The sequence below is a fragment of the Spiroplasma kunkelii CR2-3x genome (assembly GCF_001274875.1).
Classification (GTDB): Bacteria; Bacillota_I; Bacilli_A; order Mycoplasmatales; family Mycoplasmataceae; genus Spiroplasma; species Spiroplasma kunkelii.
On the sequence record NZ_CP010899.1, the window covers coordinates 111,997 to 135,293 of the forward strand.

Consider the following 23,297-nt stretch of genomic DNA (forward strand, 5'->3'; position numbering starts at 1 on the left):
TTTTTAGATGGTTTTTTCATTTTTTATGTAAATTTCATATTAAAATTTTCTTATTTATTTTAGATTTAATTATTAATTAAGCTATTTATTTTGAAAATATTACATTTTTAAAATCATTTACAATATTTACCTTATCATATTTATTTAAAATTAACAATATTTTTTAATTAATAACTGTTTTTATCTATTGTTTTCATTGATATAAATAAAACCCACCGCTAACTATATTTTAAAATTAACTTTAATAAGTTAACAATTATCAAAGCTCCAACAGTTATTATGTCCAAAATTGTTACAATTTTACATAAATCTAACAAACAAGCACTATTATTTTCTATTTTAGAATTAGTTATTTCTTTTTCATTATTGTATTCATATGAAGTTATGTTATTAGTTGTCATTTTCCCTCTTTTTATGATTTTTTATATATAATTTAATATAATTCAAAAGCATTATTGTTTACAGTAAAAAGTTTTCATTTTTTTAAATAACATAAATATTTATAAAGAATATATTTAATAATTTAAAAAATAAAGAAATTAAACAACTTTCTTATTTTTTTGTTATTTAATTTAAATTTATAAATTAGATAACAAAATGTTTAGAATTTATAGTATATTAATAATTAATTAATAATATATGAAAGATCAAATTATGTATAAATTATATTAAATGTTTATGTAAACACTATACATATAATATAATAACAATTATCAAGATAAGAAAACCTATTAGTTTAATAGTCACATAATATTATTTGAATTAAATAATGATTAAGGAGAAAAGATAATATGAAAAAAATATTTAGTTTATTAACTTTTTTTAATGGAGTGGTAATGCCCTTAATAGGTGCAATAAAATATGACATTTGAGAAGAACGTGACAGAATACAACAAGAACGAGATAGAAAAAGACAAATTAAGTTAGAAGAAGAAATGAAGAATTATATAGCAATGATAAATAATGTTAATCTTGGTGTTATTAGGCATAATAATAAACAATCTATTTTTGAAAACTTACCCAAAAAATATCCAAAATATGTTAATTTTACTTTAAAGATAGAAAATCCAATTGAACATTATTAAGCATTTCTTAGATTTAAAATTTTTACGACTATACAAAATGAGGATGCTTTAACAGCAAAAGTAATTTTTAATACAGAAGATAATTTATCTCAAAAAATAAAGACAATTTTAGAAAATCAAGAAATGCAAAATTGAGTAAATGATTTTAGACAATTTTAAGATAATGTTAAATTCTTAATTGATACAGTTATTCCTAAGCTTGATTATAATGCTGAAATTCTTTGAGTGTTTAATACTATCGAAACTTTAAAAACTTTTTTACGAGAGTTTACTAATATTATTAACATAATTAAAATTCAATTGCAGTTAAAAAAAAATTTATTATTGAAAATCAGATATTGAGCAAGAAAATAATCAATTAAAACAACAAATAAAAAAATATCAAGATAATTTAGATTTAATACGTAATCGTTCGCATTCTAATAACATTTTTAATGTGTTAACAGATTGTAGTAATTATGGGTTTTTAACTGCTAGTGTTTTAGGAATTTCAGCGGGTCTTTTCTTATTATTTTCCCTTCTTGCCTCCACTGCTTCCTTTCTTAGCGCTATTTCAGATGGAATTACTAGTACAATTGCTTCAATATGTATACTGTAAAACTAAACGATAAAAAGTTAATAAAACTATAACAAATTAAAAATAAAAATCAATAATTATAAAAAATAACAAATTAAAAATAATATTTTTAATATTTTAAAATTAAATATAACAAAAAAATAGATTTTATTAATCATACACAAATATTAATTTAATTTGAAAAAAATTTTTTAAAATATTGTCTTGATGTAAAATTTCCCAAACAAGGTCTAATTGTGGTTAATCAAGTTGGCATAATACATCTCCTTTCATAAATTAAAAAATTGAAATTTACAAACTAGCTCCACTCCATTAAAAAACATTATTGAATAAATTATTCCGCGTAATTTATTAGCGGATAATTTATTCTTTTACTTTTTAATTTCAATATCTTTTGCAATCTTATTAGCATTATTAATAACATTATCTTTACCATACTTTTTCACTAGCGACTGCAAAATAAAATATTGCTTTGTTTGCATAATTTCAACCTCCTATAATTAACTTAAAAAAGTTAATTAAATTAATAGTTAACTTTTTATCGGTTGGCATTTACAATTTACAATATGTAGTATCCTTGAATAAAATAAAGTTGTTTTTTATTTTTTTATTGTTATAATTAATTAGGCATTTATTCTATTATTTAGAATATGCTTAAATGTGGTAGTAATAGTAACATTACGTTTGGACCACAGCGAGAATTTAATTAAAAGGAGGAAATTGCTCGTGGCAAGAATTACAAGAATTACAAAATTAGAATTTCAAGCAGGACAAGCAAAACCAGGGCCAGAATTAGCTTCATTAGGAATTAATATGCCTCAATTTTGTACACAGTTTAATGATGCAACAAAAGAACGAATGGGTGATGTTGTTCCAGTTGTTATTATTGCTTTTGATGATAAGACATTTAAATTTGAATTAAAAACAACACCAGCAGCGTTTTTATTAAAAAAAGCAGCAAAAATCCAAAAGGGATCACCAAAGGCAAAAGATGAAAAGGTAGCAACAATTTCAGTTGATGAAGTTCGCAAAATTGCGGAATATAAACTTGTTGATTTAAACGCAAATGATGTTGAAGCAGCAATGCATATTATTGAAGGAACTGCTCGTAATATGGGTATTGTTGTTGAAGGTATGCCAAGTAAGAAGGAGAAAAACTAAGAATGGCAAAATTTGGTAAAAAATATAATAAAGTTACTGAATTAGTTGATAAAAATAAGGTATACCCAATTACAGAAGCAATTGAATTAGCAAAACAAACTGCAACAACAAAATTTGACTCAACCGTTGAAGTTGCCTTTAATTTAAACGTTGATCCACGTCATGCTGACCAACAAATTCGTGGAGCTGTTGTGTTACCAAAAGGAACAGGAAAAACACAACGAATTTTAGTTTTAACAAATAGCAAGGAAGCTGATGCTAAAGCAGCAGGTGCTGATTTTGTTGGTAGTAAAGATTTAATTGAAAAAATTCAAAAAGAAAACTGATTTGATTATGATGTTATTATAGCAACACCAGATATTATGGCAGAATTAGGAAAAATTGGAAAATTATTAGGGCCAAAAGCATTAATGCCAAACCCTAAAACAGGAACAGTTACCCCAGATGTTATTAAAGCAATTGGTGATGTTAAAAAAGGAAAAGTTGAATATCGTGTTGATAAAAATGGAAACATTCATTCAATTATTGGAAAAGCATCATTTAAAGTTGAAGATTTAAAAGCTAATTATGATGTAATTTATGAAACAATTCGTAAGGCAAAACCAGCGGCTGTTAAGGGATCATATATTAAAAATATTGCTATCACAACAACAATGGGACCAGGAATTAAAGTTTTAATTGAATTATAAAAAAGGAAAAAAGATTAACAATTGTTAATCTTTTTTCCTTTTTTTTGTTTCTTTTTAGTTATTAACGAAAATAATGCTAGATAACTAACTAAAATTGAAACGCCATAAATTCCAATACCTGAAAAGAGTACTAATAATTAATGGTGCTAAAACTGGATGAAGATAGGGGTTTAAAATTTTTTAGCTATTTCATCACATTATTTTTCCATCTGTTGGAGCATAATCATGACATTCAACATATATCACTAGTATGAATGGGGCACTTGTCCGTATAATGCCGGCTGCTGATGGAACATTGTTTCAAACATCTCAAAATTTTTTACCATCAGCAGAATTTATTTATATTGCAATGGTTAATAAAACAAAAGTTAGTGCAGAAGCAAAGCGAACATTAAAGGGTTATTATCAAATCAATGGTAAAGCATAAAGAAAGTAATATTAAAGTAAATCCTGATGAAATTGAATTAAAGATAAAAAAGACCAGCTTATAGTACTACAGGCGGAAAATTAGTGGTTGGAAATTATGAACTTACCTTAAAAGCAAAAGCTAATGTAAAGACCGTTCAATGAATGGGTAATTTTAGTATTAATGTTGTTGATAAAAGTAAATTTAAATTTGATTTAGCAACTATTTTAGCAAAAGGATTTAAGAGTAATTTAACGGTTAATAATACTGTTGGTGATTTAAAAAAAAAGCTGTTCAACAGTATGTTGAAGGAAAACTAGCACCAGCAGTTAAAAAAAGATGAAATTGAATATAAATTTGAAAAAGAAACTGATGATACAAAAAAAACTATTATAACAAGCATATAATATTACTGCTTCAGCACCAGAAAAAGCAACAAGTGTTACTAAAAAAATTGAAATTACAATTAAAGTTGTTGGTGAACCAATGCTTGATTTAGATTTAACAAAGTTTGCAAATAAAATTCCAACTCCTTTATTTTTAAATAATAATTTAAAAGAAGAAGATTTAGAAAAAAATATTCAAACAGCTGTTATGGAATGATTGCCAAAATAATATTGTGCTGGAGTTTCTCTAAAAAAAGCAATTAAGCAGAAACCAACTGGAGCAACTGGTGCTGAGTTAGTAAAGGGAGAATATATTGTAACAATTACACCAAATGGGGGAAAAGTAACGGGTAGTTATGAAATGAAAGTGCAAGTAATGCAATTTACAACCAATGAAACAATTGATCTTTATTTAACTGGCGTTGATATTCCTGTTGATAATATTACTTTTTTTATTTTTAAAATAATTATAAAGAAGATTGATATAATTATATAAAAGTAAAATTATAAAGGAGTAGTGAAATAGTGTTTAAATTAACATCAAATTATTTGCCAGCAGGTGATCAACCTCTGGCAATTGAAAAATTAACTACCAATTTATTAGCAAATAAAAAACATCAAGTTTTATTAGGAGCAACGGGAACTGGAAAAACATTTACAATGGCAAATGTTATTGAAAATTATCAAAAACCAACATTGGTGATGGCACATAATAAAACATTAGCAATGCAATTATATGTTGAGTTAAAAGAAATGTTTCCAGAAAATCGTGTTGAGTATTTTGTTTCAAACTTTGATTTTTATCAACCGGAAGCTTATTTGCCAGGAAAAGATTTATACATTAATAAAGATGCTCGCCAAAATATGGAGTTAGACATGATGCGGTTAAGTGCTTTTAATGCTTTAATAACTAGTAAAGATGTTATTGTCGTGGCTTCTGTTGCTGCAATTTATGCAGCACAAGATCCAAATGAATATAAAAAATCTTTTTTGCAAATTAATCGTAATCAAAAAATTAGTAAAAAAGATTTAGCCAATTTTTTAGTATCATCAGGATATGTTCGTAATGATATTGAATTGATTCCAGGTAGTTTTAGTGCTAAAGGTGATGTAATTAAAATTATTCCAGGGTGAAATGTTAAAACTTTTATTCGCATTGATTTGTTTGGAGATGAAATTGATGATTTAGCTTATATTGATGGAATTACTGGTGATGTTACACAGTGGTTATCAACATTAACAATTTTTCCAGCGCAAGATTATATTACTTCTCCAGAACGCTTAGCTGAAGCAATTAAGCGAATTGAAGCAGAATTAAAAGTTCGCTTAGCTGAATTAGAAGCAGCTGGAAAAATTGTTGAATTACAACGTTTAAAACAACGAACTGAATATGATTTAGATTTACTTCGTGAAAGTGGAATATGTTCTGGAATTGAAAACTATTCACGACATTTAGATTTACGAGAAGAAGGAGAAGCACCGTATACTTTGATTGATTTTTTTGGCCAAGATTTTTTAACTATTATTGATGAATCACATATGTCATTTCCACAAATTCGAGCAATGTATAACACAGATCGAAGTCGCAAAGAAACCTTAGTAAATTATGGTTTTCGTTTAAAAAGTGCATTAGATAATCGTCCCTTAAATTTTGATGAATTTAATCAAAAATTAAAAAATGTTATTTTTGTTTCAGCAACTCCGGGTGATTATGAATTAAGTTTAGTAAATAATGAAGTGGTTGAACAAATTATTCGTCCAACGGGATTATTAGATCCAACCGTAGAAGTAAAATCAACAGTAGGACAAATTGATGATATTATTGAACAAGTAAAAATTCGTAGGAAAAAAAATGAACGTGTTTTTATTACTACTTTAACAATTCGGATGTCAGAAGATTTAACAAGTTACTTACAAGAACAAAATGTTAAAGTTGCATATTTACATAGTGAATTAAAAACTTTAGAACGTAGTCAAATCTTATTGGATTTACGAAAAGGAGTTTATGATTGTATTGTTGGTGTTAACTTAATTCGTGAAGGAATTGATATTCCAGAAGTATCATTAATTTGTATTCTTGATGCTGATAAGCAAGGATTTTTACGAAATGAACGAAGTTTAATTCAAACAATTGGTCGTGTTGCAAGGAATGCGGCTGGGCATGTTATTTTATATGCTGATAGTGTTTCTGGATCAATGCAAAAAGCAATGCGAGAAACTGCTCGCCGTCGGAAAATTCAAGAGGCATATAATTTGAAATATCATATTACTCCAGCAACAATTATTAAGAATATTCGTGATTATACTAATATTAAACGTCAAGGTGATAAATTACATAACATTAAAAATAAAAAATTAAAAGAATATAAAACAGCTAAAGAAGGATTACTACAAGATTTACGAAAAGAAATGTATGAGGCAAGTAAAAAACTTGATTTTGAACGAGCTGCAGAATTACGCGATATTATTATTGAAATTGAAGCAGAATAATGATTTGTGATAGTATTAATTTACAGGGAGGAACTGGGAATGACAAAGTTTATTGTAAAAGATATTGTTGATAAATTTGGCTACAAGGTGTTAGCGGGAAGGGAAGGCCTTAATCGACCTATTAAAATTTATGGTCTTAATCGACCAGGATTAGAATTAGCTGGCTTTGATTTTGAAAAAAATAATAGTAATCGTCGGGTAGTTTTGTTATCAAATAAAGAGCAATTATTTGTGAATACCTTAAGTAAAAAAGAAATAAGAGAGCGCTATGAGTATATTTTAAATGAAAATATTCCAATGATTATTTTAACGGAAAAATTTACTGATAAATTATTATTAGAAATTGCGGAAAAACATAGTTGTCCAGTTGTTCGTGCAAGCAATATTACAACAAGTCGTTTATATCAAATGGTATTAGAATTTTTTGATGAACATTTCGCCCCAGTAACAGAAGAACATGCATCATTAATTAATGTTTTTGGAAAAGGAATTTTATTAAAAGGAAAATCAGGAATTGGAAAATCAGAAATGACATTAGAATTAATTAAAAAAAATCATTTGTTTGTTGGTGATGATCGGATTATTATTCGGCAACGAAATAATAGATTATATGGGCAAACACATGAAATGTTAAAAAATTTAATTGAAGTCCGTGGTTTAGGAATCTTAGATTTAAGTAAAATTTATGGTTTGCAAGTGTTATTAGATGAATCAAAAATTGATTTAGTAATTGAATTAATTAATTTAGATGATGAACAATATAAATCAATTGACCGATTAGGATCTAAGTATAAACATATTAAAATTTTAGATACAAAGGTACCAATTGTAACAATTCCAGTTACATATGGGCGTAATGTTAGTGAATTAGTTGAGACAGCAGTTTCAAAATTAAAATTAGATGAAGCAGGAATTTCTTCGATGCAAATTTTACAAGATCGTTTTAAAAAATATTCAAAATAGAATTGAGAAGGAGTTTATAACGTGAATTTAGCAACATGAATTGCCCACGATACTTATGGAAATTGATTTCGTCCTTATTGATTTTTAATTTTTTGTGGTTTTGCAATTACCATTATTTTATCATGAATTAATTTTTGTAAACGTGATATTCCAACGCAAGGATTTTACTGAGGAATTTTTATGATTACACCGATTGCTTTATTAGGGGCTAGTTTTTTTGGTAAATATGATGTTAAAAATCCAATTTTCTTTTTTACATTATTTGCTTTCTGAGAACCAGGAATGAGTATTCATGGGGGGCTAATTTTTGGTTTAATTGCCGGCTGAATTTGATTTGGTTTTGAATCACGAAAACATAATATTTCGTTATGAGTATATGCTGATTTAATTGTTCCAAATATTTTGCTAGCACAAGCAATTGGGCGATGAGGTAATTTTTTTAATCATGAATTATTAGGAGCACCAAATGCACGCGAACAATTAATGTGATTGCCAAGTTTTATTCGTGATAATTTATTTAAATGATATGTCCCAACTCCGGTACCAAATAATTTTCATCTAATAGAGGCAATTGGGATTAACAGAAACCGTGTTGACGCAACTGATTTTAATAATGTGCAATATTTTCAACCAATTTTCCTATATGAATCATTGGCTAATATTTTATTATGATTCTTAATTGTGATTGTATTACCATTAATATTTCGTTATAGTTATTATTGAAGGTTTAAAAAAGAAGAACCCGATTTTATGCAGTTATCGTGGAAAGGTGTTTGAGCAAAATGATATTTTGATATCAAACCCGATCCAATGGTTATTAATAATTTATCACAACAAGTAAATTTTAAAAAAGTTTATTTTAAAAATAAACATAAGATTACAAAAAAACAAGTGATGAAAGCAAATTGGAAATATTGTGGTGCACGATTAAAACAAATTTTTACAGCTGATGTCCGAGAATTAGAAAAAATAGAAAACCCTCATCGTTTAAAAATTTTACGTTGTGGAATTAAAACTGGGATGTATATTGCTGGTTATAATTTTATTCGGATTATTTTAGAAATACAACGAGATGATCATGATTTATTTTTAAAAAATATGCGAACATTAGATTATGTTATTCTTAGTTTAATGATTGTAATTGGTATTATTTTAATATTATTTGCCCAATGGATAGCTGTTATAAAATGAAGAAAAGGCGGATGATTATATGAAAAACAATACTAATGAAATATATGATATTTTAATTATTGGAGCTGGTCCTGGCGGGATGACAGCAGGAATTTATGCTGCACGAGCAATGACAAATATTGCAATGATTGAAAAAGGAGCACCAGGAGGAAAAGTAACAAAGACAAGTGAAATTGAAAATTATCCTGGTTTTGATAATATTCAAGGCTATGAATTAGCCATGAAAATGTTTGAACAAACCCAAAAATTAAAAATCCCATATATTTCTGATCATGTTACAAATATTATAAGACAAGATAATTTGTTTAAATTAGAGTTATTTTCAAAAAAAATCTTATTAGCAAAAGCAGTTATTGTTGCAACAGGAACAGTTGAACGTAAATTAGGAGTGCCTGGTGAATTAGAATTAGAAGGACATGGAGTTTCATATTGTGCAGTTTGTGATGGCGCTTTATATAAAGAAAAAGATGTAGTTGTTGTTGGGGGAGGTTATGCTGCTCTTGAAGAAGCTCTTTATTTAGCGCGCTTTGTTAATAAAGTTTATCTAATTCATCGTCGGGATGAATTTCGTGCTGATAATAATATTGTGAATAAAGTAAAAGCACATTTTAAAATTAATTTTATTGTTGATTCAATAGTAACTGAAATTAAGGATGTGACAGAAAAACGGGTGATAACAGTTGTTATTAAAAATGTGAAAACAGGTAAAATTGATAATTTATCAGTTAGTGCTATTTTCCCATATATTGGGGCTATTCCAATTAGTGATTTTGCAAAAAACTTAGGAGTTTTAAATGAAGAAGGCTATTTTATTGTTAATAATAAATGTTTAACAGCATTGCCAGGATTATATGCCGCTGGTGATGTGACAAATACAACATTACGACAAATTGCAACTGCGATTAGTGATGGAGCAAAAGCAGCACAATTTGCCTTAGAATACCTTAATAGTTTTCATTAAAAAGGTATTTTTTGCGGTAAGATATATATTGGATAAAGATGAAAAAGAAAGTGAGAAGGATTTATGACAAACAAAAAAGAATTAAAAGATGTTCAAGTTAAAGGAAAAAAAGTTTTAGTCCGTGTTGATTTTAATGTGCCAATGAAGGATGGGCAAGTTACTGATGATAATCGGATTACTGCAGCTTTACCCACAATTAAATATTTGTTAGCACAAGAAGCAAAAGTAATTTTATTTTCTCATTTAGGGAAAGTTAAAACAGCTGATGATTTAGAAAAACGTGATATGGCGCCAGTGGCAAAGGTATTAGAACAAAAATTACGACAACCAGTTAAGTTTATTAATGCTTTTGAAGGAAAACAATTGGAAGAAGCTATTGATGAGATGCATAATCAAGATGTAATTTTATTTCAAAATACACGCTTTGCTGATATTATTGATAGTAATGGTCAAATTAGTGTTGATAGTGATGGTAAAGCAACTGCAAAACGAGAAAGCAAAAATGATTCTGCTTTAGGGAAATATTGAGCAAGTTTAGGTGATGTTTTTGTTAATGATGCATTTGGAACTGCGCATCGTGCTCATGCTTCAAATGTTGGGATTGCAGAAAATATTGCTGAATCATGTTTAGGATTTTTAGTGGAAAAAGAAGTAAAAATGTTGTCAGAAGGAGTAGACAATCCAGTTAAACCATTTGTTGCTATTATTGGTGGCGCAAAAGTTTCCGATAAAATTGGGGTAATTGAATATTTATTAACAAAAGCAGATAAGATTTTAATTGGTGGTGGAATGGCATATACTTTTTTTGTTGCTCAAGGTCATAAAATTGGAAATTCATTATTAGAAGTTGATAATGTTGAAATTGCTAAAACCTTTTTAGCAAAAGCAAAAGGAAAAATTATTTTACCAATTGATTCATTAGAAGCATCTGAATTTGCTGATATACCAGCAAAAGTTACAACAGGTTTGGATATTAATGATGGTTATATGGCATTAGATATTGGTCCCAAAACAATTGAATTATTTAAAAAAGAATTAGCGGATGCAAAAACGGTTGCTTGAAATGGACCAATGGGAGTTTTTGAATTTAAAAATTATAGTATTGGAACAAAAGCTGTTTGTGAAGCAATTGCTAAACTAAAAGGAGCCTTTACTTTAATAGGAGGAGGCGATTCAGCTGCAGCGGCAATTCAATTAGGATATAAAGATAAATTTACGCATATTTCAACTGGTGGTGGTGCTAGCTTAGAATATATGGAAGGGAAACCACTGCCTGGTATTGAAGCTGTTCAAAATAAATAATATAATAAAACAATAAAATGTCGTTTTTTTTGTCAAAATGGAATAACTATGCTAACTATTGTTTTTTATGATAGAATAAATTTGAATGTTTATAATTATATATAATAGAGGAGATAGTTGAATGGCAGTTAGCGATCGTAAAATTGTAAAAAAACATGGGAAAATAGCAGATAAAATTATGGCTTTAGATGAAACAATGCGAGCATTGTATGATGATGCATTAAAAGAAAAGACAAATGAATTTAAAACGAAGTTAGCAGAAGGTGCTACATTAGATGATATTTTGGTTGAAGCATTTGCTGTTGCCCGTGAAGCAGCTCGTCGAATTTTAGGATTACATGCTTATCGTGTCCAACTAATTGGGGGCATTGTTCTTCATGAAGGTGATGTGGCTGAAATGAAAACAGGGGAAGGAAAAACTTTAACTGCTTTAATGCCAACATATTTGAATGGTTTAACTGGTAAGGGTGTTCATGTTATTACTGTTAATGAATATTTATCAAGACGGGATTCAGAAATTAATGGTCAAGTTTTTAGTTTTTTAGGTTTAACAGTTGGTTTAAATTCTCGTGATATTACTAAAGATGCAAAAAGAGAAGCATATAGTTGTGATATTACTTATACTACTAATCCTGAATTAGGATTTGATTATTTACGAGATAATATGGTAAAAGTTTACAGCGAGAAAGTCCAACGAGGATTAAATTATGCCATTATTGATGAGGCTGATTCAATTTTAATTGATGAATCAAGAACGCCATTAATTATTTCTGGGGGACGTCAAAACCGAACACCGCAATATCAAGCAGCTGATCATTTTGCAAAATCATTATCACGAGAGAATGATCTTGAAATTGATTTAGAAACAAAACAAGTTTATTTAACTCCAGAAGGAATTACTAAAGCAGAAAAAATTTTTTCAATTAATTCTTTATTTGATATTAAAAATACTGAATTATACCATTTAATCCTAAATGCTTTAAAAGCTAATTTTGTTTTTAAAAATAGTGTTGAATATGTTGTTCAAAATAATGAAATTATTTTAATTGATCAGTTTACTGGCCGTTTAATGCCGGGGCGTGCTTATAGTGATGGTTTGCAACAATCATTACAAGCAAAGGAACGTGTTGATATTGAAGAAGAAACAGTGACAATGGCAACAATTACTTACCAAAACTTTTTCCGATTATATAATAAATTAAGTGGGATGACTGGTACTGCAAAAACAGAGGAAGAAGAATTTATTAAAATTTATAATATGCGTGTAATTCAAGTTCCAACTAATCGCCCATTAATTCGTCGTGATGAAGCTGATTATATGTTTTTAAATCGTGATGCAAAAATGCAAGCAATGATGAAAGAAATTATTGCATTGCATGAAAATGGACAACCAATTTTAATTGGAACAACTTCAGTTGATTCATCAGAAATTGTGTCGCATTATTTACGAAATGCTAACTTAAAATTTGAAATGTTAAATGCAAAAAATCATGAGCGTGAAGCAGACATTATTGCAAAAGCTGGTGAAAAAGGAGCTATTACTTTAGCAACAAATATGGCTGGTCGGGGAACAGATATTAAGTTAGGTGATGGTGTTAAAAAAATTGGAGGATTAGCTGTTTTTGGGGTTGAACGAAACGAAGCACGTCGAATTGATAACCAGTTACGAGGGCGAGCGGGACGACAAGGAGATCCTGGTTTTTCGCGGTTTTATGTTGCGATGGATGATGAATTAATGATGCGTTTTGGTGGGGATCGCCTACGTCGAATTTTTGCTCGGTTAGGTTCGGATTTTATTCAATCACGAATGTTAACAAGAGCAATTTCTAATGCACAAAAAAAAGTTGAGGGAATGAATTTTGATCAACGAAAACATATTTTAGATTATGATAATGTTTTAGCACAACATCGTGAAGCAATGTATGCACGACGTGATCAAATTTTAACAGCAACTGATTTAAAACCAATTATTAAAAAAATGCAATATTCGGCAGCTTATGATTTAACCAAAATGTTTGGTAATGAATCGCATGGGGAATGATTTATTCATTATGATGACTTAATTAAGGGAATTAGTGATAAAGTTGTTGCAGCTAATGTGTTAGATAAAGCAGCCATGAAAAAAATGAAGCGAGAAGAAGTTGTTAAATATGTGGCAACAAAAATGAATGAATTTTATTTAGCGCTAACAAAAGATGTTCCTGTTGATGTTGTTAATCAAATTGAACGAAGTGCAATTATTACTTCGTTTGATGATTATTGAACAAAACATATTGATCAAGCAAGTAAATTACGAAGTGGAATTTACTTACGAAGTTATGCTCAAACAAATCCATTACACGCTTATGTTGAAGAAGCTGCAAAATTATTTGAGCATATGCAATTATCAATTGCACATGAAGTTGTAATTAAATTAGCAAATGTTGTTATTCGCAAAATTGATGGTAATATTCAAGCTGAACCGTTTCATGATTCAGAACAAGAAATTCGAGAATTTAAACAAAAAGGGTAATTAATAAATCACTGTGCTAAAGTAGTGGTTTTTTTCTGTATTATTAAATTAGAATGGGGGATAAAGATGAGTTTTGCGTTGGAAGTAAAAGAGGAAATTTTTAGAAAAGAATTTGACCAAATGTGTCAGAAAGCTTTTTTAACTGGTTTTGTTAAATATAATATGACATTAAATATTAGTAATCATTTTTTTAACTTTGAAGTAACCTCAATTAGTAACCTAATTATTCGAACAATTTATATGTTTTTAAAAAATTTATATAAAGTTAAAATTAACATCATTATTGTTCAAGGCACAAAATTAAAAAATAGCAAAACCTTCAGTTTACGAATTAAAGAACGAGCTATTGAAATATTAAAAGACCTACAAATTTTTGATGCAGAAACTAATCAAAAAATTGTTGCCATCCCATCAGAATGAAATGAACGACAACAACGTGCTTATATTGCAGGCATTTTTGTTGCTTGTGGTAGTGTTAATTCACCAGAAACAAGTAATTATCATTTAGAAGTTCAGTTTAATGATGAAGTTTCAGCACAATATTTTCAAAAATTATTGCATAAATTTCATTTTCCATTTAAGATAATTGTCCGTCATGATCGTTATGTTTGTTATTTAAAAAAATCAATTTTAGTCTCAGATTTCTTAAAATTAATTGATGCAATTAATAGTGTCCTTGCTTTTGAAAATACTCGTATTTCAAGGGATATGGTTAATAGTATTAATCGTTTAAATAATATTGAAATTTCAAATCAACAAAAAGCAATTAAAGCCGGGGAAGAACAAGTTGCAATGATTAATTATTTATTTGAACATGATTTGTTTGATGAACTAAATGAAAATACCAAAAAAGTAGCTTTATTACGAATTGCTTACCCCGATGCATCGTTGCAAGATTTGTCAGCATTATTAGAAAATGAAACTAGTATTGAAATTTCAAAATCGGGAGTAAACCACTTATTTCGTGAAATTAAGAAAAAATATTATGAAAATATAAAATAATTTATGTTATAATTTAGCTATTATTTTTTATTAAAATAGGTCATTAAAAATGGAGGAAAAACTAATGGGAAAGCCTAAAAAGCACGTTAAATTTTTTGAATTTTTAACTGTTTTTTCAACAGCGGTTGGAATTACAATTGGAATTGGAATTTATTTAAAAAATGATACTTCAGAAGGACATCTTTTATATTTTACTAAAAATCCTTATTTATCAATTGGATTATGGATTTTAGTTGGAATTTTAGGAATGGCAATGATTATGGTTTTTATTGAAGTTACATCAGTAAAAACTAAAAGTGGACATGGGACATTACCATCATGGGCTAATATTTTAATTGGTCGGCGAGTTGGTAGTTTAATAGCATTATTTTATATCTTTTTTTATTTTCCAATTTTATTAGGTCTTTTTCCAATTTTTAGTATTAATGCAATGTTTGATTCACTAGAAGTGCAAAGCATTAGTAAGGAAACACAACATATAATTGCGATTGCTGTTGGCCTTGTTATTTTAATTTTATTTTACTTAATAAATATTTTTTTCCGAAATATTGGTAAATGAGTTCAAACAATTGGAACATTTATTAAATTTATTCCTTTACTAGTTAGTCTAGTTATAGGCTTTGTTGTTCCAATTGAAAATAATGTTTTTGATAAATTTAGGGAATTAAAGTTTGATAAATTCTTTATGGGGATTTTACCAGTATTATTTTCATTTGATGGTTTTATTTATGCTGCAGGATTACAAAAAGAAGTTTCTAACAAAAATGTTGTTCCAAAAGCATTATTTGTTGCAATGTTATTTATTACTATTTTTTATATTTTAGAAGTTATTTCTTTGTTTTTAGGAACAAATAATGGTAGTGTTTTTACTTTATTTAAAAATCTCCTTGGTGGCCCAATTGTAAAAGTCTTAATGTGTTTTATTATGTTAACAGCATTAATGAGTATTAATGGTTTAACCTTTGTAGCTCCTTCATTTGGACATACAGTGCAAGAAGAAAATCTTGTTTATATTGGAAAGAAAGAATTACGTTATCAACAAATTGGCTTGATTCAAATGGCAATTACTGTTTGTTTTAATTTAATATTAATGGGAGTTAGTCTTGGCGTTATAGGTGATCCAATGTATTTATTAGATCTTTCTTCTAATGCCGTTAGTTTTACTGCTTTTCTATGTTATATTAGTTTAATTATTGCTGTTTGTGTTAATAGTTATACAAAGCGAGTAGAAGTAGCAAAAGTAAAAGGAATGTATTATTATGCTGGTTTTTCTCTTTTCTTGTTAATAGGTTCAATAGGTTATATTATGTATAATTTCTTTGCTTATAGTAGTAATCATAAAACTTTATATAGTTTATTAATTATTATTGGGGGAACATTAGTAATATGAAGTATTAATGAATTATTATTATGGCATAAAGCAACACCACCTGCTGGTGAAATAAAAATAAAAACCCCATTGATTAATAATGTTAATCAATAAGATTATAAGTAAGAATTTTGTCAAGTTCATCAGTTTGATGAACTTTTTTTCATCCACCAAGAAGAATAAAAACTTTAAAATTATGTTTTTTTAATAAACGGTATAAATCTAAATGAGAATGGCCAGCACTTGAAACAAAAAGAATTTTTTTATTTTTAGTTACTTTTTTCGAATAAATTAAACGAAAAAGATGATGAGGAATATTAATGCTATTAATAATATGACTTTCAATTCATTCTTCTTTTGGACGAATATCAATAATTAACCATTTATCTGAATTATTAATTTTTGGTAGTCTTTTAATTGATTTAGTATTGTATTTCATTTCAAATGCTGATAAAAACATTTTTTCACCTCTATAAAACATTATAACATTAAGAAAGTTAATATTTTATTAAGAAATTATTAAAATTTAAGTATATAATTAAAATGTTAGATAGAAACGAGGGAGAAGAATGCGAAAACCAATTATTATTGGAAATTGAAAAATGCATAAAACAACGGATGAAACAATTGACTTTTTAAAACAAGTTGATAATGTATGCCATGATTTAAAACTTGAAGCTGGTATTGCAGTACCATTTGTTAATTTAGTAGTGGCAAAACAACATGCGCATCATTTAATTATTGCGGCTCAAAATTGTCATTATGAAGATTTTGGGTCTTTTACTGGTGAAATTTCAGTTGAAATGTTGCAAACTTTAAAGATTACACATGTTATTATTGGACACTCAGAACGTCGTGAAATGTTTAATGAGACAAATGAAACAGTAAACTTAAAAGCAAAAAAAAATTTAGCAAAAGGAATGGTGCCAATTATTTGCTGTGGTGAAACATTACAACAATATGAAAACAATGAAACACAGCAAATTGTTGAAACACAAATTGAAAAAGCATTACAAGGTATTGATTTTGAAGATGCAAAAAAAATTGTTATTGCTTATGAACCAATTTGAGCAATTGGGACAGGGAAAACAGCAACAGCTGAGATTGCACAAAATGTTTGTGCAATAATCCGAGCAAAAATTGCTAATCTTTATGATGAAGTAGTAGCAAATATGATACGGATTCAATATGGAGGAAGTGTTAAACCGGAAAATATTCAAGAATTATTAGCTCAGCCAGATATTGACGGTGCTTTGGTTGGCGGTGCTAGTTTAGAACCGAAAAATTTTTTAGGGTTAGTAAAATAATTAATAATAAAAAATAATAAATAAGATTTTATTTTCAGAAGTTAACCTTGAGTAATTTAATCTTTTTTTATTTTTATTAAAATAAGATATAATTATATTTTGGAATACAGGATTGAGGTTAAAATGAGTTTAATTAATATTGAAAATTTAAGTCATGCTAACGGTTGGAAAGTTTTATATAAAAATTCAGCAATTCGAATTAATAAAGGTGAACATTTAGCTTTAATTGGAGCAAATGGAACAGGGAAAACAACATTATAGGTATTATTTATGGAAAACTTACTCCTGATGAAGCAAACATTGAGTTGAATCCAATAGTAAAAATTGGTTATTTAGACCAACACCAAGAGTTAGATGAAACATTAATAGTTGATCAATTTTTAAAATTAACATATCAACATTTATTTGAAATTGAGGAAAAAATTCATGCAATTTATGAAAAAATTAGTTTTAATTATGATGAGGATGAACTTGTCAAAGCAATAAAATTACAATAACACTTAGATTAAAATGGTTTTGAAACAATTGATAAAGAAATTCGTAGTTTAGTTGATGGTTTAGGAATTGATCCAGAAAAATTGAATGTTAAATTATCCGAATTATCGGGTGGTCAACGAGGAAAAGTTATACTAGCAAAGTTATTAAGCAAAGTTATTATTAGAAAGTGATTTTTTGTTATTAGATGAACCAACTAACTTTTTAGATTTATAACAAGTTGAATGATTAGCCAAATTTTTACAAAATTATGAAAAAGCGTTTCTAGTTGTTTCGCATGATATTGATTTTATTAATAAAGTAGCAAAAGTGATTTATGCTATTGAAAACTTAAGCATTAATCGCTATGTTGGTAATTATCAACAATATTTAGTATTAAGTGAATTAAAAAATGAACAATATGATAAAGTACAAAAAGGGCAAGAACGTTTAATTAAAAAATTGGAAACTTATGTCGCAAAAAATAAGGCGCGTGCTTAAACAACAAGAAGTGCCCAGTCACGGCAAAAACAAATTAATAAAATTGAGGTAATTTATAAAAGGCATGATTTAAAAACACCAAAATTTGTTTTTAAATATAAGAGACTAGCTAGTACGACTATTATTAGTGCAAAGCAATTAGCAATAGGATATCAGTTTCCTTTAATTAATCCATTAACATTTGTGTTTCAAAATCGTAGTTCGTTTATTGAAAATGGTTATATTGATAATTTGCAATATGATACTGTTTTAGTTAACTTTTTTGCTTTGAAATTACAAAATTTTAATAATATTTTATTGAGTGAAAATATTAATGATAAATTGCAATAAAATTAATATCATGCGTTGTAATTAGAACTGTTCCATCAAAAGCTTGAATTGTTTCTAACAATACTTTTTTGGCCAAAACATAAATATGGTTCGTCGTTGGTTCATCTAAAATTAGTAAACTACATGGTTATAAAGATAATGCCGATAACCTAACCCTTGTTTGTTCACCACCCGACAATTTTGTCATCTGATTTTGCATTAAAATACTTTTAACGCCAAAGTTGGCTAAAATACTTCGAATTTGCCCTTGTTTCAAGCCTGGATGTAAGTTTTTTAAATATTCAATTGGTGTCATATCAATTAATTGTTCAATTTGATGAAAATACGCAATAACTACTCCATTACCAATTTTTAATGTTCCACCTAACTTAGGAATATTTCCTGCTAAAGTATTTAGAAAGGTTGTTTTTCCAATTCCATTATATCCTCCCACAATACATTTTTCACCATAACGAATATCAAACACCAAAGCACTCGCAAAAAACGACTGTAAAAAATTATATAAATCAAATTGACCGTTAAACTGTTGATAATATCTTAAATCTTTATTATTTAATGATGAATAAATTTAACCATTAAAATTAAAAACTTCACCCGTTATTGTTCGCATAAAACTAAAATTAAAACTTAAATCATCACTATTAACATTATTTAACTCTAAACTACCGGAAATAATTGTATTTGCTTCTTCAACAGTCAAAATCATCCGATAAATTGCTTTTTTAATATTTTTAACATCTAATTCATCAACTGTCTCAAAATCAAAAATTATCCGTTTTGTTCCAACCTTATTCGGATTTTTATAATCCGCACTACCACCTTATTGAACTCTAATATTTTCTTGCAAAACAGCAATTAAAGAAAAATTAATAAACTCTTTTACAAAATTTTGTTGATAAGTATTTCAATCAGTAATTTCACCGGTGTTTTCGTTGATTGTTGGTAATTGTGGTTCACCAACGCCATCTCAATAATAAATTATTGCTTTGGAACTTCATGCTAAGGTATTATTAATATTTTTTGTATCTGTTTTAATTATGTTTCATTGTTGGATTAGATATGGATAAATTACAATATATTTCCTATCATCTTCTTTTACATATTTATTTTTATCAGTAGAATCAATTACTTTGGGTGGTACTAAAACATCATTATCCCTAGGAATTAATTTTCAATTATCTTGTTTTAACTTAACTCTTGGATAACGATTTTCTTTATAACGACCAACATTGTCGACAATTTTTTTAGACACATCATACATATTATATTTTACGGCAAAAGCATAAATAAAATCAGTTAAATCATTTAAAAAATTTTCCTTTTTAACATCATAAAATTTTTTAACCATATATGTATTTTTTCAACTATCTCACATTTGATAAAAACTAAAAAAAGATGAACTTGGTTTATCATAAACAACTCCTGTTGAATAACTATCTTGTAAAAAATCCAAATACCATTTATCATTAAACAATAATTTTTTTGATGTTTTTAAAGTTGGATTAATAAAATAATTTGTTTCAGACCAATTTTCAAAAAACTGCTGCGTAAAAACATTGTATTAATAAAATCAGTTTCATTAATACCTTTACCAGTACTATTCTCTTGTTTAAGCGTATAATACTTCTCATTTAACGGTCTAAACGCCGTTAAAGTAATAAATGGAATAACCAAACCTAAAAAAATTAAAATAAATATGGCAAATAAAGATAACGATTTTTTCATAAACTTAACTCCTAACTATACAATGTTTTTGAAACAATAAAAGGTTATGGAAATTATTATATTACAATTTTTACAGAAAAAGAGAAAATTAATATTAATAATTTACAATTATTTAATAAAAATAATGAAAAACTATCATTAATTACATTAGAAATATAAAAAGTCATTTTAATAAATGACTTTTTATTATTCAATAACTTTTAAATTACCATCTTTGTCAACCATTAAATTAAGTTCTGATGTATCGCTATTTCATCGATAAACTGATTTAAAATAATCATCATTTCTATTTCATCAGTGAGAAAATGAAGCAATACCAGATTTAAATATATTTAAATTAATATCCTTAATACCTGAATTAGTTAAATTTAAATCATAACCACTCAAATTATCAAGTGTTCTTTTTCCTGCTGGAATGTTTAAATCTATATCATTTTTAAATTTAACAATTCTTCAATCATTAGTTTTTTTACCACGCCACACAACAAAATAATATTTATTATCAACATTATTTTTAAATGGTTTTTCTTGTGGTGCTATTCATTCTAAGTTGTCTTTAATTTGTTGATTAGTAGTATCTATTTTATTTTCTGCTTTAAGTTTTGTTAATTCATCTTTGCTATATTGTGATGTATTACAAGCAACTAAACTGGTTGTACTTGTTCCAATTAAAGTGATTGTACCTAAAAGACTTAATATCTTTTTCATTATTATTTTATTTCCTTTCATTAAATCTCTTTATACGTTATTTTTAACATACTTATATATATGCAAGCATTATTTAAGATTTTGAAAGAAATTTTGTTAATTATAAATGGGTCAATCTGGCCTCGCGGAGATTTTCGATAATTTTGTGAAAAATAACTTAAAGTTTAAAAAAAATTTTTCGTGTTTTTCAAAGTATTTGGGAAAAATTCTAAGCGTTAAGCGAAGAATTTTATAAAGGTTCCCAATTTTTTTTGAAAAGTGGCAAAAAACTTTTTTTAACTTGTAAGTCATTTTATCACAACAATTTATGAAAATCAACCGCTCGGCCAAAATATATTACCTATAATCCCATTTTAAAGCGATACGGATAAGAACCATAAAACAAAGCATCATATGGGTCGTGGTACATTTTACTATCAGGTGTGTTTGTTTTGGTATCGCTAAACCTTAATTCACTAATGCACTTATCTAAAAATGGGAAGTTGTCTAAAATACCATATATTTTGCCTTGAACAAACTTTTTTCTTATTCATGTTACACGATTAATTATTCCTGCTTCTTTATTAAGGGATGTTTGATGTTTTTTAGCTTTAAACATTTTAATTTTATAACCTAAATAAGGGTAAATATCTTCTTGTAATTTTTGCATAAAATCATGTGCATTAATATCATAATGAAATGTAGCATATTCAAAACCATCAAATTTGTCAAATGTATTAATTATTCATTGTCCATAATGTTCAACTAAATCATTTAAGTTCATTGCATTTTTAGGTGTAATAACATTTTCTTCAATTAAATATTTATCATATTCATTATTTTCATTAATTTTATATCCACTAAATAAAAATACTGTATGGTCTTCACTACCATTAGCATAATCAACCCCAATTGAATAACTGTCAAATTGATACTGTTTTGTATTTGCATTATAAAAATCTTGTAAATTATATTCTTTAATATATTTACGATAATTTCGTAAAACATAAATACTAGGGTCATTGTCGTTATATTCAAATCCGTAATATTCAAGTTCAAATAAATCGGGTCGTTCTTCTTTATTTGTTAAAACAAGTTTTTTGGTAATATTAGGTATTTTATTTCAAACAGCCCCCATTGTTAATCGTAAATTAAAAACACCTAAACCATTAAATGCTTGTTTATTTTCTGAATATATTTGGTTATGTTCTTTTAAAATAGTTTTAATTCTTTCATTTAAAGGTAAATATGGTGTTACAAACTTTTCATAAAATACGTGGTATTTATCAAAAGGATTAAAAGTAAATTGATTAGAATATATTTTATGAAAATATGTTGTTACTGTTATATATTGTTTTGTTATATTATCTCATTCTTTAAATATTCAAGATAATTCTTTTATAGGAATAGGATTGTCTAAATTATACTGTTCATTATTATTTTCATCGGTATATTTTTCATAAGATACTTTTAAACTTTTAGAACGAAACATTGAAATTCTTAAATTATTATATCTTTTATCTAATTCTTTATCAGTTAATATTTCTTTTTCTTCAGCATGTATCATTTCATCAGTTCATGCTGTTATAATACCGCTTCCTTTCCCAACTTTACCCATAATTTTATTACCATTAGCATAACCAGCAAAAGCAATACGAACACCACTAGGAAAAACAATTTATCCACCTTCTTTAACATTTTTAGGTCAAATAATTCCATTTTCATTGTCAGGCCCCAAATCAACTCCATATTTATCATATAAATAATTACATACGTTAATTGTATCTCCAAAAGTAGTGTCTTCGTGGGTGTTAGCATATCTTCGTAAAATGTTGGATGAAGCATCGCTAAAATTACAAGCATAAAATAACTTTTCTGCTATATGATTTCATGTTTTATTAGTACCACGACCAGCAGACACAAACTTAAAAAAACTTGGCGAAGTAAAATAACGGGCATAACTATCACCAACAAAGTCTTTAAATACTTCTCAGTCAAAACCAAAATTATAGTCACTAAAATTTAAATCATATTTTTTATTTAAATGTTCATAACTAGTAATCCGTTTTTTGTTATTAATTTTAGTAAAATCTTGCATTTTTAAATCTCCTTGCTTTTAAATTTATGATAAGATAAATAAACTTATCAAATATCAAATTAAATATTAATAATGTTATAT

General features: G+C 27.1%; 22 protein-coding genes and 2 pseudogenes. 18 read left to right on the forward strand and 6 right to left on the reverse strand.

Annotation, left to right across the window (positions count from 1 at the left end; all coding sequences use genetic code 4):
• Positions 1-218 precede the first annotated feature (218 nt).
• Positions 219-401 (reverse strand): hypothetical protein, encoded by a 183-nt coding sequence (locus tag SKUN_RS00530; protein WP_053390405.1) that lies wholly within the window; start codon positions 399-401, stop codon positions 219-221.
• Positions 402-791: 390 nt separating this feature from the next.
• On the opposite strand from SKUN_RS00530, the gene SKUN_RS00535 reads away from it, so the two are divergent.
• The 16 genes from SKUN_RS00535 to SKUN_RS00590 all read left to right on the forward strand — a co-directional run bounded on the left by SKUN_RS00535 (position 792) and on the right by SKUN_RS00590 (position 16,208).
• Positions 792-1,085, forward strand: a complete 294-nt coding sequence (locus tag SKUN_RS00535) for a hypothetical protein (RefSeq protein ID WP_053390406.1) — start codon at positions 792-794, stop codon at positions 1,083-1,085.
• Positions 1,086-1,521: 436 nt separating this feature from the next.
• A complete protein-coding gene (locus tag SKUN_RS09005; RefSeq protein ID WP_158500722.1) occupies positions 1,522-1,683 on the forward strand; it encodes a hypothetical protein in 162 nt (53 codons plus the stop codon).
• Positions 1,684-2,388: 705 nt separating this feature from the next.
• Positions 2,389-2,823: a 50S ribosomal protein L11 gene (gene rplK / locus SKUN_RS00540; RefSeq protein WP_053390407.1), complete on the forward strand. Its 435-nt coding sequence runs from the start codon at positions 2,389-2,391 to the stop codon at positions 2,821-2,823.
• A 2-nt stretch (positions 2,824-2,825) separates the two neighbouring features.
• Positions 2,826-3,512 carry a 50S ribosomal protein L1 gene (gene rplA / locus SKUN_RS00545; RefSeq protein WP_053390408.1) on the forward strand — a complete coding sequence of 229 codons (687 nt, stop codon included), beginning with the start codon at positions 2,826-2,828 and terminating at the stop codon, positions 3,510-3,512.
• Between the two features lie 250 nt (positions 3,513-3,762).
• Positions 3,763-3,939: a hypothetical protein gene (locus SKUN_RS10070; RefSeq protein ID WP_235511219.1), complete on the forward strand. Its 177-nt coding sequence runs from the start codon at positions 3,763-3,765 to the stop codon at positions 3,937-3,939.
• A gap of 83 nt (positions 3,940-4,022) precedes the next feature.
• Positions 4,023-4,238, forward strand: coding sequence for a hypothetical protein (locus tag SKUN_RS10075; protein WP_235511221.1), 216 nt, complete (start codon positions 4,023-4,025; stop codon positions 4,236-4,238).
• A 166-nt stretch (positions 4,239-4,404) separates the two neighbouring features.
• The gene (locus SKUN_RS11145; protein WP_268794844.1) at positions 4,405-4,533 is read left to right on the forward strand and encodes a hypothetical protein; all 129 of its coding nucleotides are present in this window, start codon (positions 4,405-4,407) and stop codon (positions 4,531-4,533) included.
• A 132-nt stretch (positions 4,534-4,665) separates the two neighbouring features.
• Positions 4,666-4,800: a hypothetical protein gene (locus SKUN_RS11150; RefSeq protein ID WP_268794845.1), complete on the forward strand. Its 135-nt coding sequence runs from the start codon at positions 4,666-4,668 to the stop codon at positions 4,798-4,800.
• A 29-nt stretch (positions 4,801-4,829) separates the two neighbouring features.
• Complete coding sequence (gene uvrB / locus SKUN_RS00555) at positions 4,830-6,794, forward strand: excinuclease ABC subunit UvrB (RefSeq protein ID WP_053390409.1); 1,965 nt, start codon at positions 4,830-4,832, stop codon at positions 6,792-6,794.
• Positions 6,795-6,833: 39 nt separating this feature from the next.
• The gene (gene hprK / locus SKUN_RS00560; protein ID WP_053390410.1) at positions 6,834-7,757 is read left to right on the forward strand and encodes an HPr(Ser) kinase/phosphatase; all 924 of its coding nucleotides are present in this window, start codon (positions 6,834-6,836) and stop codon (positions 7,755-7,757) included.
• A gap of 21 nt (positions 7,758-7,778) precedes the next feature.
• Complete coding sequence (locus tag SKUN_RS00565; RefSeq protein ID WP_053390411.1) at positions 7,779-8,984, forward strand: prolipoprotein diacylglyceryl transferase; 1,206 nt, start codon at positions 7,779-7,781, stop codon at positions 8,982-8,984.
• Positions 8,968-9,909, forward strand: coding sequence for a thioredoxin-disulfide reductase (gene trxB, locus SKUN_RS00570; protein WP_053390412.1), 942 nt, complete (start codon positions 8,968-8,970; stop codon positions 9,907-9,909). Before SKUN_RS00565 ends, trxB begins: the two co-directional genes overlap by 17 nt.
• A gap of 63 nt (positions 9,910-9,972) precedes the next feature.
• Positions 9,973-11,211, forward strand: coding sequence for a phosphoglycerate kinase (locus SKUN_RS00575; protein WP_053390413.1), 1,239 nt, complete (start codon positions 9,973-9,975; stop codon positions 11,209-11,211).
• Between the two features lie 121 nt (positions 11,212-11,332).
• Positions 11,333-13,723 carry a preprotein translocase subunit SecA gene (secA, locus tag SKUN_RS00580; protein ID WP_053390414.1) on the forward strand — a complete coding sequence of 797 codons (2,391 nt, stop codon included), beginning with the start codon at positions 11,333-11,335 and terminating at the stop codon, positions 13,721-13,723.
• A 66-nt stretch (positions 13,724-13,789) separates the two neighbouring features.
• Entirely contained in the window at positions 13,790-14,725 is a 936-nt protein-coding gene (gene whiA / locus SKUN_RS00585; protein ID WP_053390415.1) for a DNA-binding protein WhiA, read from the forward strand.
• A gap of 64 nt (positions 14,726-14,789) precedes the next feature.
• Entirely contained in the window at positions 14,790-16,208 is a 1,419-nt protein-coding gene (locus SKUN_RS00590) for an APC family permease (RefSeq protein ID WP_053390416.1), read from the forward strand.
• Here SKUN_RS00590 and SKUN_RS00595 read toward each other — a convergent pair.
• A complete protein-coding gene (locus SKUN_RS00595) occupies positions 16,198-16,554 on the reverse strand; it encodes a rhodanese-like domain-containing protein (RefSeq protein WP_053390417.1) in 357 nt (118 codons plus the stop codon). The two genes, SKUN_RS00590 and SKUN_RS00595, sit on opposite strands and share 11 nt — an antisense overlap.
• 109 nt (positions 16,555-16,663) lie before the next feature.
• Here SKUN_RS00595 and tpiA point away from each other — a divergent pair, with 109 nt between their 5' ends.
• A complete protein-coding gene (tpiA, locus tag SKUN_RS00600) occupies positions 16,664-17,401 on the forward strand; it encodes a triose-phosphate isomerase (protein WP_053390418.1) in 738 nt (245 codons plus the stop codon).
• 123 nt (positions 17,402-17,524) lie between these two features.
• Positions 17,525-18,703 (forward strand): annotated as a pseudogene (locus SKUN_RS11685) (spiroplasma phage ORF1-like family protein); the annotation flags it as partial.
• Here SKUN_RS11685 and SKUN_RS11690 read toward each other — a convergent pair.
• From SKUN_RS11690 to SKUN_RS00630, 4 genes and pseudogenes are all read right to left on the reverse strand, one after another.
• Positions 18,687-20,431 (reverse strand): annotated as a pseudogene (locus SKUN_RS11690) (spiroplasma phage ORF1-like family protein). The pseudogenes SKUN_RS11685 and SKUN_RS11690 sit on opposite strands and share 17 nt — an antisense overlap.
• Positions 20,432-20,617: 186 nt before the next feature.
• Positions 20,618-21,139 (reverse strand): lipoprotein, encoded by a 522-nt coding sequence (locus SKUN_RS00620; protein WP_053390419.1) that lies wholly within the window; start codon positions 21,137-21,139, stop codon positions 20,618-20,620.
• A gap of 340 nt (positions 21,140-21,479) precedes the next feature.
• The gene (locus SKUN_RS00625) at positions 21,480-22,736 is read right to left on the reverse strand and encodes a hypothetical protein (RefSeq protein WP_053390420.1); all 1,257 of its coding nucleotides are present in this window, start codon (positions 22,734-22,736) and stop codon (positions 21,480-21,482) included.
• Positions 22,737-22,796: 60 nt separating this feature from the next.
• Positions 22,797-23,216 (reverse strand): hypothetical protein, encoded by a 420-nt coding sequence (locus SKUN_RS00630; protein WP_053390421.1) that lies wholly within the window; start codon positions 23,214-23,216, stop codon positions 22,797-22,799.
• Positions 23,217-23,297: the final 81 nt, after the last annotated feature.